Consider the following 12730-nt stretch of genomic DNA (forward strand, 5'->3'; position numbering starts at 1 on the left):
CTGTACCTGCTACGACAGGGCGCGCCAGCCGATGTCACGGCGGAAGAACCCGTCTTTCCAGTCGATCTGGTCGACCATCGCATAGGCCCGGTCGCGGGCTTCAGCCAGGCTGTCGCCGCGGGCGGTGACGTTCAGCACCCGGCCGCCATTGGCCAGAACCTTGCCGCCGTCTGCCTTGGTGCCAGCATGAAAGACCATGTTGCTGCTGTCCTCGGGCAGGGCATCCAGACCGCCGATCTCGGTGCCTTTTTCGTATGAGCCGGGATAGCCATTTGCCGCCATGACAACGGTGATGGCGTGGTCATCGCCCCAGTTCACCTGCGCGTCGCTCAGGCGGCCTTCGGCGGCGGCGTGCATCAGGTCCAGCGCCTGGGCGCCAAGCCGCATCATCAGAACCTGACATTCCGGATCGCCAAAGCGCACGTTGTATTCCACCAGACGCGGTTGGCCGTCCTTGATCATCAGACCTGCATAAAGAACCCCCTGATAAGGCGCGCCGCGCCGGGCCATTTCGGCCATGGTGGGTATGACGATCTCTTCCATGGCGCGGGCTTCGATCTCGGCCGATAGCACGGGGGCCGGGGAATAGGCGCCCATACCGCCGGTGTTGAGACCGGTATCGCCTTCGCCGACGCGTTTGTGATCCTGCGCGGTGCCGATGGACAGCACGTCCTCGCCATCCACCAGTACAAACAGCGAGGCTTCCTCGCCCTCCATGAACTCCTCGATCACCACCTCGGCGCCGGCGCCGCCGAAACTGCCACCGAACATGTCCTCGATGGCATCCAGCGCGGTCTGTTCGTCCATCGCAACGATGACGCCCTTGCCAGCGGCCAGACCGTCGGCCTTGACCACGATGGGGGCGCCTTGTTGCTTCACATAGGCCTTGGCGGCCTCGGCATCGGTGAAATGGCCATAGGCTGCGGTCGGCGCCTTGGCCGCGTCGCAGATCTCCTTGGTAAAGCTTTTGGAGGCTTCCAGTTCCGCCGCCGCCTGCGAGGGGCCAAAGACCAGAATGCCCGCTTCGCGCAGCCGGTCGGCAACACCAGCGGCCAGCGGCGCCTCGGGGCCGACGATGACGAAATCGATGGCGTTTTCCTCGGCAAAGGTCACCACCGCGCCGCCTTGCTCGATATCAAGGCTGGCACAATCGGCGATCTGGGCAATGCCCGCATTGCCGGGCGCCACGATCAGCTTGTCGCATTTGGGGTTCTGCATCACCGCCCAGGCCAGAGCATGTTCGCGCCCGCCGCTGCCAAGGATAAGGATATTCATCGCGTCTTCTCCGGTCTGTCCGCCCCGGAACCGGAGCGTATATCGCCATGCGGCAGCGGCCTGTCTGGAGCAGGAAATGACACCTGCGCCGGGGGCTTGCCATGCTTGTCGCGGGTTCTATGCTGCGCGGGCCTGTAAAACAAGAACTGCGTATGGTCGCAGGCCTGCCGCCATCTCAACTGCCCAGATAACAGTCCGAAAGATCCGCCGATGTCCGACCTGCTCGACGATCCCACCCCCGGTCAGAACGCGCCGGAATTCACCGTTTCCGAAATCTCGGGTGAGGTGAAACGCACCCTGGAAAGCACCTTTGGCCGGATCCGTGTACGCGGCGAGGTAGGGCGGGTGTTCAAGGCGCGTTCGGGGCATCTGTACTACGACATCAAGGACGACCGGAACGTGCTGGCCTGTACCACCTGGAAAGGTCAGGTCGCGGGTCTGTCGGTGGTGCCCGAAGAGGGACTGGAGGTGATCGTCACCGGCCGCCTCACGGCCTTCGGGGCGCAGTCCAAGTACAACATGAACGTCGAAGAGGTCGCGGTCGCCGGGCAGGGCGCGCTGATGGCGCTGCTGGAAAAACGCAAGAAACAGCTTGAGGCCGAGGGTTTGTTCGCGCCTGAGCGCAAGAAACCACTGCCTTATCTGCCGGGAATCATCGGGGTCGTGACCTCGCCTTCGGGGGCGGTGATCCGCGATATCCTGCACCGGCTGCGAGACCGGTTCCCGCGCAAGGTTCTGGTCTGGCCAGTTGCCGTTCAGGGCAGTAATTGCGCCCCGGAGGTGACCCGCGCCATCGAAGGTTTCAACCGCATGACACCGGGCGGCGCTCTGCCGCGCCCCGATCTGATCATCGTGGCGCGCGGTGGTGGTTCGATCGAGGATCTCTGGGGCTTCAACGAGGAAATCGTGGCCCGGGCAGTGGCGGCCTCGGATATTCCGCTGATCTCTGCCGTGGGGCACGAAACCGACACCACGCTGATTGATTTTGTATCGGACCGTAGGGCGCCGACGCCGACGGCGGCGGCCGAGCTGGCGGTGCCAGTACGGCTGGATCTTCTGGGCTGGAGCGAGAATCAGGGTGCCCGGCTGGCGCGTGCCGCGGGGCAGGCGGTGCAGCTGCGTCGCCAACGCCTGAATGACCTGTCGCGCGCCTTGCCCCGCCCGGAAACCTTGCTGGAAACGCCCCGGCAGCGGCTGGATCAGGCCAGCGATGGCTTGCCGCGTGCGCTGACCTCGGTGGTGCAGCGCCGCCGTGTGCAGCTGAGCGAGACGGCTGCAAGCCTGCGCCCCTCGACCCTGCGGCAGCTTGTGGCGGGGCGGACGGACCGTTTGCGCAACCTGTCATCGCGGCTGTCTTTGCGACCCATCCAGCAGGAAATCCAGCGGCGTCAGGATCGGATCACCCAGTTGGGACAGCGGCTGGACACTGTGCAGCGGCAACGGCTTGACCGGCAGCGGCAACAGCTTTCGGCGGCGGGGCGGCAGCTTGAGATCCTCAGCTACAAGGCAACGCTGGAGCGTGGCTATGCGGTGGTGCGGTCCGGTCAGACCGTCATCACCACCCGCGCCGCGGCCGAAAAAGCGGGGCCATTGGAAATCGAGTTCAAAGACGGACGGCTTGATCTGGGCGGTGCACCTGCGCCAGCCGCAAAGACAGGCGGCGGTGAGGCGTCGGCAGCAAAGCCAAAGGCCAGCAAGCCCAAGGCCAAACCCAAGAGCACCCCGGATGATGGGGAGCAGGGATCGCTGTTCTGATAGCAATTTGATCCTGCCGACCCGTACCTCACTATTCGGCGCGGAGTGAGCGCGCGTCAGACCCCGACGTCGGGGCCGAGGCAGATCATCTCTTCGCCGATATCCTCGGCCTCATAAAGCTCGGTGGCTTCGGGGTCATTCTGGAACCGCGCGCTGAGACCGTTGGGGGTAAGGGAGAACCGCCAGCACTGGGGATCATTGCGGTCCTCATAGAGGAAACAGATCTGATCGGCTTGCTGGTACCAGTGCCCTTCTTGACAGCGGCCATCGAGGAAGGACCAGATGACACGGCGGTTCGGCAGATAGCGTTCTACCCCGTAGGCGATGCCATCAAAGCCATAGAACAGCGTCTTGCCCCGGGTGTAGCTGTCGAACTCCTCAGCGCCCATCGGCTCAGAGGCTTTGCCCATCCCGGGGACAGCCAGCAAAGCGCACAGGGGAATCATCAACAAGGTCCGCATGGAATGAAGTGTGCCAGACAGGTGGGGCTCAGTCCAAGCCTTCGGACCGCTTGCCGCTCAGTTTGGCCAGTTCCCGCCCCATCTTGCGCCGCCAGAGGGAGGGGATCAGCGCAATCGCGCCCATCACGGGCAGGGAATGCGGCAGTGTCGGCATATCGGGCGTGAGCCGCAGTTCGGGGAACCGGCGGGCGGGCACGACGTGGTGGTCGGAATGGCGCGGCGCGTTCAGCATCATCGCCGAAGAATACCAATGCGGTGCGTTCCAGGAATGCTGCGGCCCGACGGGCACCGGGCGGCCCGTGTCACGGGTTTGGCGCAGCAGCCCGTAGTGCTGCACGTAATCGGCCAGAAAGATCTGCATCTGCGCATGGGCTGTGGCAAACAGGAAAAGAATGAGGGCGATGATCCCGCCCGCCAGATAGGCGGCCGCGCAGCACAGCAAGGCGATACCGATATAGGCCACATAAGGATGGCTGAGGGGCGACGGGGGGATCTGCTTGCGCTGCCGCGCAGCGTTTTCAGCAGCCAGCCCTGCGCGAAAAGAGCCAATCCAGGCCCGCGGCAGGAACCGGTAAAAGCCTTCGCCGCGTCGGGCCGTGTTGGGATCCTGTGGGGTCGCTACATGCACATGATGCACTTTCAGATGCGCCGAGGCATGGTGCCCGATCAGCATGGTAGCATAGACCAGAACACCGAGGCGGCGCAAAGCCCGGGTTGGGCGGTGGATCAGCTCATGCGCGTTGGGATGTGAGATCTGTCCCATGAACAACCCCTGCGCCAGAACCAGCGGTATCGCCCCGCCCCAGCCGATCCGGGGCAGGGCCGTGGCCACTGGCAGCAGCAGGGCAAAATGGGCAAGAGCCAACGCGACCTGAAGCGCCTCTGCGCCGCGCGCGCCGGTCTGGTTCTGCGCCCGTCGCCCGATCCGGTCCAGTACCAGCACCAGTGCGGACATGGATCCAAGGGCTGCCCAGCTCCAGATCCCGCCCCAGAGACTGGCAAGCCCGATCAGAACGGGCGGCGTCAGGCTGGCAATGGCGAACCAGAACATGGGGGCGGTCCTTGTGCAGGTGCAAAGGGATGAAGGGCGTGCTTTTCCCTTGGTTACCTTTGACCGAAGCCATCGCCTCGGGCAAGCATGCGGGGCAATGACGCGCGGCATCTGCCGTAGCAAGATGAGGCAGGGGAGAGAGGCCAGAATGGAAACCCTATTATTGAGTGCCGCGGCAGGCTGCGCGCTGGCCTATCTGTTTTTCACGGCACGCCCCGCAGGGCTGTTGCGCAGTATTCTCAAAACCTCCTCTGTTGCCTTGCTGGCTTTGCTGGCGCTGATTGCCGGGGCTCCGGTCCTGCTGGCGCTGGGGCTGCTGCTCTGCGCGCTGGGCGACTATTGCCTGTCCCGCGATGGGGAGGGGGCCTTAATGGCCGGGGTCGGGGCCTTTGCCGCCGGGCATCTGGCATATGTTGTGCTGTTCCTCAGCACGCCGGGAAGCGATCCCGGGCGGCTCTTGCAGATGTCAGGCCTCCTCATCTTGACCGCTCTGGTCCTTCTAGGCGGTATCATGGTGCGGGTACTTGCGCCGCGCGCAGGGGCGCTGAAGGGCGCGGTGCTGGCCTATATCCCGATCATCCTGTCGATGGGGGCGGCGGCTGCCACCCTGCCCGGGCAGGGCGCGTTGGTCTGGGCGCTGCCTGCGGCCCTTGCCTTTGTCGCATCGGACGTGGTGCTGGCCTTTGAAACCTTCGTCCTGCCTGAGGGGCACCGGCTGCGCCGGATTGCCCCCTATGCGGTCTGGCCGCTTTATTGGGGCGCCCAGCTTGGCTTTTGGTATGCATTTTCCTGACCTCTGTGCTGTCATCCGCTTTGCAACCGCGGGCAAACCGCATTAGGTGAGTTACAGACTTACTGCGGAGACCCCGATGGCGTTTTTCACAAAGCTCAAGGACCGGTTGTTCAAATCCTCTTCGAAACTGGAGGATGGGCTGGATGCAATTGTTGCGGAAGGGGCCGACGAGAAGGCCGAGGATAAGGCTGCTGTCGAGAATGCCGCTGCCCCTGAACCTGCGTCTGAGGCAGCGCCGCAAGTTTCGGAGCCTGTTGCGGAGGAGGTGCCTACGCCGCAGCCTGTCGCGACTGAACCGAAGCCCGCCGCCCCCAAACCTGTTGCTGAACCAATCCCCGAACCAGAGCCTGAAAAGCCGCAGAAATCGCCGGGGCTGCTGGGGCGGCTCATGGGGCGCGCCGGGGGCACTGCGCCGCGTCGGGTGCTGGACGACGAGATGCTGGAGCAGTTGGAAGAGCTGCTGATCGCTTCGGACATGGGGGTGGATACGGCCCTGCGGGTGACCGCGAATATGGCCGAAGGCCGTTTCGGAAAACGCCTGTCCACGCAGGAGATCAAGGAACTGCTCTCGGCCGAGATCGCCCGCGTGATGGAGCCGGTGGCCAAGCCACTGCCGATCTACGCCAAGCGGCCGCAGGTGGTGCTGGTTGTCGGCGTCAACGGATCCGGCAAGACCACCACCATCGGCAAGCTGGCCAGCCAGTTCAAGGCGGCGGGTAAGAACGTGGTGATCGCGGCCGGCGATACCTTCCGCGCCGCGGCGGTGGAACAGCTGCAGGTCTGGGGCGACCGCGCCGGGGTACCTGTGCTGACCGCGCCCGAAGGATCGGATCCGGCGAGTCTCGCCTTTGATGCTATGACCCGCGCCGAAGCGGACGGGGCGGATCTGTTGCTGATCGACACCGCCGGGCGGCTGCAGAACCGCGCCGACCTGATGGAGGAGCTGGCCAAGATCGTGCGGGTGATCCGCAAGAAGGACGAGACCGCGCCGCACAATACGCTTTTGGTGCTGGATGCGACCACTGGCCAGAACGCGCTGAACCAGGTCGACACCTTCCAGAAGCTGGCCGATGTTTCGGGGCTGGTGATGACCAAGCTGGACGGCACCGCCAAGGGCGGCGTGCTGGTGGCGCTGGCGGACAAGTTCGGCCTGCCGATCCATGCCATCGGTGTGGGTGAGCAGATCGATGACCTTGCGCCCTTTGATCCGGAAGAATTTGCCGCGGCCCTGACCGGGCTGGACCGATCTTGAGCCGCCGGTTCGTCGGCCGGATGAGGTCCATTGTCCCGGCGCCGTCGCGCCCTGAGGGCCACCGCGGATGAGCGACTGGCTGATCTCGCTGGAGGGCACCGAGGCGGGCCACCAGGCTGCATTAATGCTGGCCTTGATGGCGGCTTTCCTGCACGCGGTCTTTGGTGCACTTCAAAAAGGGCGACACGATCCCTGGCTGTCACGCGGGGCAATTGACGCCTCCTACGGGCTGATGGCAGCGCCGTTCGCGCTTTTCGTCGTGCCCTGGCCCGAGCCGCATATGTGGCCGATCTTTGCTGCCGTCTGGGTCATTCACGTCGCCTACAAGGTGCTGCAAGCGCTGGCCTACACCAAGGGCAGCTATACGGTGGTTTATCCGGTGGTTCGGGGCACCGGCCCGCTATTCACCGTCATCGGCGCCTATTACCTGTTCTCCGAGACCTTCACGGTGATGCAATGGATGGGCGTTGCGGTGCTGCTCATGGGGATTTTTGGTTTGGCGGCCTATAACTACCGCTATCTGGAAACCAACCGCGACACGCTGATGGTGGCGCTGGGGCTGGCCGTGGTGACGGGGCTGTTTGTGGCACTTTACACCACCTATGACGCTTATGGTATCCGCGCCACCGCGAACCCGTTCACCTTTCTGGCTTGGTTCTTCATGATCGACGGGATCGCCATGCCGCCGGTGGCCTACCTGCGCTGGCGCAAGATGGCAGAGCGCCCGGAACCGGGGCCGCTTTTGGTCCGGGGCGTCTTTGGCGGACTGGTGGCCTTTGCCTCCTTCGGGGCGGTGATGCTGGCAACCCGGCTCGACAAGGTGGGCGAAGCGGCGGTGCTGCGGGAAACCTCGACCGTCTTTGCCGCGCTGATCGGCTGGCTGGTGCTGAAAGAAACCGTGGGGCCGCGGCGTATCGCGCTGATGTCCCTAATCGCGCTGGGCGCGGTGATTGTGGAAGTGGGTGGCTGACGCGGGCCGCCGGAAGACAACCGAACAGGAGCGCCAATGGCTGGCAAGAAAATCAATCCGATCCTGAAGATGGTGCTGGAGTTCGGCCCCATTGTTCTGTTTTTCATCGGTTACCTGAAGCTGAAGGATGAGATCTTTCTGATTGGGGGCGAGGAATACAAGGGTTTCATCCTGGTGACGGCTGCCTTTGTGCCGCTGATGATGATGTCGACTGCCGCCCTGTGGAAACTGACCGGGCACCTGTCGAAGATGCAGCTGGCGACGCTGGTTCTGGTCGTACTGTTCGGCGGGCTGTCGGTTTGGTTCAACGACGAGCGGTTCTTCAAGATGAAGCCGACGATGATCTACCTGTTGTTCGGCGGGCTGCTGGCCGTCGGGCTGATGCGCGGCGAAAGCTGGCTGAAGGTGGTGATGGAAGAAGTCATGCCGATGGAAGAGGCGGGCTGGATGATCCTCACCCGGCGGATCTGCGGCTTTTTCCTGGGGCTGGCCGTGGCCAACGAGGTGATCTGGCGGTTCTTCACCACTGACACATGGGTCTATTTCAAGACCTTCGGTCTGCCGGTGGCGATGTTCCTGTTCTTCATGACCCAGGGGCCGCTGCTGCAGAAATACGGTCTTGAGGACGACGAAGAGGTCGAAGACCCCAAGGCGTGAATTTCCGGGGCGCAGGGCTCCCGCGCCTGTGTGGCGCATCAAGGATGCGCCACAAACAGCCTTGGGCCGGGCAGCGCGCAGGGCGCGCTGCGGTTGGCATCATGAAGGCGCTGTCAGTCCTTGCCGCCAAAGAGGATTTCCTGCGCCTTGCTGTCCGAGCGGTCGGCGCGCAGATCGGCGTGGAGGGCACGCCCTGCCACCAGGCCGGGGCGTTGCCACAGAAGGTCCAGCCAGCGGGCCAGATGCGGTTTGTCCTCCAGCGTCTGTTCCTGCCCTTCCCAGAGCGACGCCCAAGGCCAGATCGCCATATCGGCGATGGTGAACTCATCCCCCGCCACATATTCGTTTTCGGCCAGCTGCCGGTCCAGCACGCCATAGAGCCGGGCGACCTCGGACCTGTAGCGGTCCTTGGCATAGGGCAGGTCCTCGGGCGCGTATTTCAGGAAGTGATGCGCCTGACCAGCCATCGGGCCAACCCCACCCATCTGCCACATCAGCCATTGATCCACCATTAGGCGCGCCCGTTCATCGCTGCCGTAGAAGCGCCCGGTCTTGCGGGCAAGATACTGCAGGATGGCGCCGCTTTCGAACAGGGAGAGGGGGGCATCGCCTGGGCCAGCGGGATCGATAATCGCGGGCATGCGGTTGTTGGGGGCGATCTTGAGGAACTCCGGCGCGAATTGATCGCCTTTGCCGATATTGATCAGATGCACCCGATAGGGGAGGTCCATTTCCTCAAGCGCGATAGAGACTTTCCAGCCGTTCGGCGTTGGCCAGTAGTAAAGATCGATCGGTTCCTGCAATGCCCTGTTCCCTTATCCGGTGTCGCCAGTGATTGGCTGCGCCATGTGATCATAGATCGCCCTGGGGCAGCAAGACGACCAGCGGCGCGCGCACAACTCTGTGATCGCAGGCGGCAGCTGTTGGGAGCAGAGGGAGGGGAGGAACGAAAGGCGCGGCACCTAAGAGGACGCCGCAATCAGGACTTCCCCGGTCGGCTTGGGACGATCGGGGAAGCTGCGCGCGATGATGCGCTACTGCGCGCCTTGGCGCAGGCCCAGGATCCGGCGCGCGGTGGCGGCATCGGCAACGCTGCGGCCATTCTGTTCACAGAGCGCCACCACCCGTTTCACCAGCGCCGCGTTCGAGGGCGCGAGGCGATCCTTGTCGAGCCGGATATTGTCCTCGAGCCCGGTGCGGGCATGCCCGCCTGCCGCCACGGACCATTCATTGAGAACGGATTGGTTTGCCCCGATCCCGGCCGCGCACCATGGCGCGTCCGCACCGAACAGGCGCTTTACCGTTTCGACGTAGAAATCGAACACCGCCTTGTCTGCAGGCATGGCGTTTTTCACCCCCATGACAAACTGCACATAGGGCGTGTCCGCGATCTGCCCGGCCGCATGCATCTGGGCGGCCTTCAGGATATGTGACAGATCAAAGGCCTCAATCTCGGGCTTGATCTGATAACTGCGCATTTCAGAGGCGAGCCAATCGACCAGATCCGGCGGGTTCTCATAGACCCGGTTGGGAAAGTTGTTCGATCCCACCGACAAGGACGCCATGTCCGGTGCAAGCGGCAGCATGCCGCCGCGCGTCTTGCCCGCGCCGGACCGCCCGCCAGTGGAGAACTGGATGATCATCCCCGGGCAGTGTTTTTCGATACCTTCCTTCAGCGCTGCGAACTTGTCCGGATCGCTGGAGGGGGTTTCATCGTCGTTGCGCACATGGGCGTGCACGATGGCAGCGCCCGCCTCAAAAGCCTCATGGGTGCTTTCGATCTGTTCGCTGACGGTGATCGGCACGGCGGGATTGTTTTCCTTGCGTGGCAAGCTGCCGGTGATTGCCACGCAGATGATGCAGGGCGCCGTCATGATTTCGGCGCCAGCACGAAGTCGTGCACGACCTCGTAATAGGGGCGGTCGAAACCGGCTGCGCTGATCCGGGCGGGATCTTCGATCAGATCGAACTTGGCCAGCAGGCTTTCCTTCACGCCAAAGACCGCATCGGAGTGGATATAGGGATCATCCGGGTCAAAGATATGGGTGATCAGCGTATCAAATCCGTCTGCCTCGAGGATGTAGTGCAGATGCGCGGGTCGGTAGGGGTGGCGCCCCAGTTGCGTCAGCATCTGCCCCACCGGGCCATCATCGGGGATCGGGTAGTATTTCGGTTTCACCCCTTTGAAATGATAGGTGCCATCGGCCCCGGTGCGGAAGACGCCGCGCAGGTTGAAATCGGGCTGAAGGCCCTTTTGCTGCACGTCGTAGAAACCTTCGTCATTGGCTTGCCAGACGTCGATCTTGGCATTGGCGATGGGTTGGCCATCGGTGCCGGTGATACGGCCCTTGACCAGCATCGGCTCACCCTTCTGATCCAGGCAGATATCCGCGCCCATGGGCAGTTCGGGCGCGTCCTCGACGTGGAACGGGCCGAGGACGGTGGATTCCGAGGCGCCGGAGGGTTTGCGGTTGTTGATCGCATCGACCAGCATGGAGACGCCCAGACTGTCGGACAGCAGGATGAACTCCTGCCGCCAGTCGTTGCAGGCGTGGCCCACCTTGGTCAGAAACTGGATCGCCTCGAACCATTCCTCCTGCGTTGGCTCGATCTCCTTCACGGCGGCATGCAGATGCTTTGTCACCACCGCCATGACCTCGGCGAGGCGTTCATTCTTGGCGTTGGCATTGCGGCTGATGACAACCTCGGCCGAGTTTTCTTCGGTGAAATACCCTTGTTCCTGATCGCTCATTGTCGCCTCCTATCGGGCCAAAATGGTTTTGAAGACGCGGGTCAGCTCGGCTTCGGCATTGTCGGGAGCGCCATCGTGACGCCAGCAGACATGCTGGTCGGGGCGGGTGATGATGCAGCCGCTATCGCCGACCTCGCGGGCGCGGGCCCAGTCGCCGGTGTAATCCATGTATTCCTGACGTGGGCCGATGACATGGGCGTTGAGCGTGATGCCGAACTCCTTGGCGATCTTGCTGGCCGCTTCGACCCAGGCTTCGCCGCCAAGGCCGGTAAAGACTGTGAAGGCACCGCCGCCCGCCAGATCAAGGGTGGAGTGTTTCTGCCCCGCCGCGTCGAACAACCAGGCATGGGGAATGCGTGCCCCGGGCCATGTAGTGGGCTGGTAGTGCAGGTCGGCATCCAGTTTGAAATCCGGCTCGATCTGACCATCGGTCACGGTCGCATCTGACCGGTAACGTTGGTTCATCTCGACGCCATGGGCATCGAACTCGTACTTCTTGAAGGCGATGGCCTTGTTCAACGCCTCGCGCTGGGCCTCGGCCTCGGGGGTGGAGTCACAGCGGGCGTCCATATTGGCCTTGATCTTGGTAATGTCGGTACCGCCGGTCATGCCAAGGGCCTCGAAGATGGGACCGAATTCGCCGATGGACTGGTTGGCGCGGGTGACGATCTGCTTGGCCACCGGGGCGCGCTCTTCGGAATAGGTTTCCAACAGCCGCTCCCCGGCCTGACCTTTGACCACGGCGGCAAGTTTCCACGCCAGGTTGAAGGCATCCTGAATCGAGGTATTGGAGCCCAGACCGTTCGACGGCGGGTGGCGGTGGGCGGCGTCGCCCATGATGAAGACACGTCCGCGCGACATCTGGGTGGCGTAGGTGTCGTTCACCGTCCAGGTGTTGGCGCTGAGCAATTCGATCTCAAGCTCGGGATCGCCCACCAACTGCCGGGCCACATCCGTCGCCATGGCCTCATCCACGTTGGGGGCGGGTTCGTTGATGTCATAGCCCCAGACGATCAGCCATTCGTTCCACGGGCGCACACAGCGCACCAGCCCCATGCCGATGCCGCCGACATCCGCGCCGGGCTGCATCACCCAGTAAAGGACCGAAGGACGATGGGCTACGTATTTCGACAGGTCCGCCCGGAACACGATGTTCATCGAGCCGCCGACGCCCATCTGGCCTTCGAAGGGCAGGTTTTCATTCTCGGCCACCAGCGAATTGCCACCATCGGCGCCGATCAAATATTTCGAGCGGATCGTCAGCTCTTGCCCGGTCATCCGGTCATAGCAGGTGGTGGTGACACCTTCAGCGTCCTGCACGTGGCTTTTGTACTCGGTGCTCATCCGCGCCCGGGTGCCGCGTTTGCAGGCAGTCTTGAAGAGGATCGGCTCCATAAAGGTCTGCGGCAGATCGTTCATGAAGGTCGGCGAGGAGAGCATGTGCTCGGCCTTGGACAGGGGATGGGTGCCCCAGGATTTCATCCGGCCGATTTCCTCACCAGCAAGGCTTTCGCAAAAGACGTTCTCGCCCATGATGCTCTGGTCCATCGCGTTGAGGTAGACCTCGTCTTCGACCTCTTTGCCCAGATCGCGCAGGACCTCCATCGTGCGCTGGTTGGTGATATGGGCGCGCGGGGTATTGGCTAGCCAGTGATAGCGGTTGATCGCGACATTCTCGATGCCATAGCTCGACAACAGTGCCGCCGCGACCGACCCTGCAGGCCCGGTGCCGATGATCAGAACCTCTGTGGTGATGTCAGCCAT

At 63.2% G+C, this 12730-nt stretch carries 12 protein-coding genes; 5 read left to right on the forward strand and 7 right to left on the reverse strand.

The features are described 5' to 3' along the window. Nucleotides 1–9: 9 nt before the first annotated feature. The gene (gene purD, locus C6W91_RS11780) at nucleotides 10–1275 is read right to left on the reverse strand and encodes a phosphoribosylamine--glycine ligase (protein WP_274838297.1); all 1266 of its coding nucleotides are present in this window, start codon (nucleotides 1273–1275) and stop codon (nucleotides 10–12) included. A gap of 210 nt (nucleotides 1276–1485) precedes the next feature. Here purD and xseA point away from each other — a divergent pair, with 210 nt between their 5' ends. Further along, the gene (gene xseA, locus C6W91_RS11785) at nucleotides 1486–3030 is read left to right on the forward strand and encodes an exodeoxyribonuclease VII large subunit (RefSeq protein ID WP_274838296.1); all 1545 of its coding nucleotides are present in this window, start codon (nucleotides 1486–1488) and stop codon (nucleotides 3028–3030) included. Between the two features lie 56 nt (nucleotides 3031–3086). Here xseA and C6W91_RS11790 read toward each other — a convergent pair whose 3' ends face one another. Further along, entirely contained in the window at nucleotides 3087–3476 is a 390-nt protein-coding gene (locus tag C6W91_RS11790; protein WP_370570860.1) for a hypothetical protein, read from the reverse strand. A 43-nt stretch (nucleotides 3477–3519) separates the two neighbouring features. After that, nucleotides 3520–4542, reverse strand: a complete 1023-nt coding sequence (locus C6W91_RS11795) for an alkane 1-monooxygenase (protein WP_274838294.1) — start codon at nucleotides 4540–4542, stop codon at nucleotides 3520–3522. Between the two features lie 148 nt (nucleotides 4543–4690). On the opposite strand from C6W91_RS11795, the gene C6W91_RS11800 reads away from it, so the two are divergent. The 4 genes from C6W91_RS11800 to C6W91_RS11815 all read left to right on the forward strand — a co-directional run bounded on the left by C6W91_RS11800 (nucleotide 4691) and on the right by C6W91_RS11815 (nucleotide 8214). Further along, nucleotides 4691–5335 (forward strand): lysoplasmalogenase family protein, encoded by a 645-nt coding sequence (locus tag C6W91_RS11800; RefSeq protein ID WP_370570861.1) that lies wholly within the window; start codon nucleotides 4691–4693, stop codon nucleotides 5333–5335. 76 nt (nucleotides 5336–5411) lie between these two features. Beyond that, on the forward strand, nucleotides 5412–6587 hold the full coding sequence (ftsY, locus tag C6W91_RS11805) for a signal recognition particle-docking protein FtsY (protein ID WP_274835975.1): 1176 nt from the start codon (nucleotides 5412–5414) through the stop codon (nucleotides 6585–6587). 67 nt (nucleotides 6588–6654) lie between these two features. After that, a complete protein-coding gene (locus C6W91_RS11810) occupies nucleotides 6655–7557 on the forward strand; it encodes an EamA family transporter (RefSeq protein WP_274838293.1) in 903 nt (300 codons plus the stop codon). A gap of 36 nt (nucleotides 7558–7593) precedes the next feature. After that, nucleotides 7594–8214 (forward strand): inner membrane-spanning protein YciB, encoded by a 621-nt coding sequence (locus C6W91_RS11815; RefSeq protein ID WP_274828303.1) that lies wholly within the window; start codon nucleotides 7594–7596, stop codon nucleotides 8212–8214. A gap of 113 nt (nucleotides 8215–8327) precedes the next feature. Here the strand turns inward: C6W91_RS11815 and C6W91_RS11820 are convergent, their stop codons facing one another. From C6W91_RS11820 to C6W91_RS11835, 4 genes are all read right to left on the reverse strand, one after another. Continuing rightward, a complete protein-coding gene (locus tag C6W91_RS11820; RefSeq protein ID WP_274838292.1) occupies nucleotides 8328–9017 on the reverse strand; it encodes a glutathione S-transferase N-terminal domain-containing protein in 690 nt (229 codons plus the stop codon). 231 nt (nucleotides 9018–9248) lie between these two features. Then, on the reverse strand, nucleotides 9249–10088 hold the full coding sequence (locus C6W91_RS11825) for a 3-keto-5-aminohexanoate cleavage protein (protein WP_274838291.1): 840 nt from the start codon (nucleotides 10086–10088) through the stop codon (nucleotides 9249–9251). Further along, entirely contained in the window at nucleotides 10085–10966 is an 882-nt protein-coding gene (locus C6W91_RS11830; protein WP_274828306.1) for an intradiol ring-cleavage dioxygenase, read from the reverse strand. The genes C6W91_RS11825 and C6W91_RS11830 overlap by 4 nt, the downstream gene beginning before the upstream one ends. A gap of 9 nt (nucleotides 10967–10975) precedes the next feature. Next, on the reverse strand, nucleotides 10976–12730 hold the full coding sequence (locus tag C6W91_RS11835; protein ID WP_274835971.1) for an FAD-dependent monooxygenase: 1755 nt from the start codon (nucleotides 12728–12730) through the stop codon (nucleotides 10976–10978).

Origin of the sequence: Phaeobacter sp. SYSU ZJ3003 (assembly GCF_041300735.1) — a bacterium.
Lineage (GTDB): Bacteria > Pseudomonadota > Alphaproteobacteria > Rhodobacterales > Rhodobacteraceae > Phycobacter > Phycobacter gallaeciensis_A.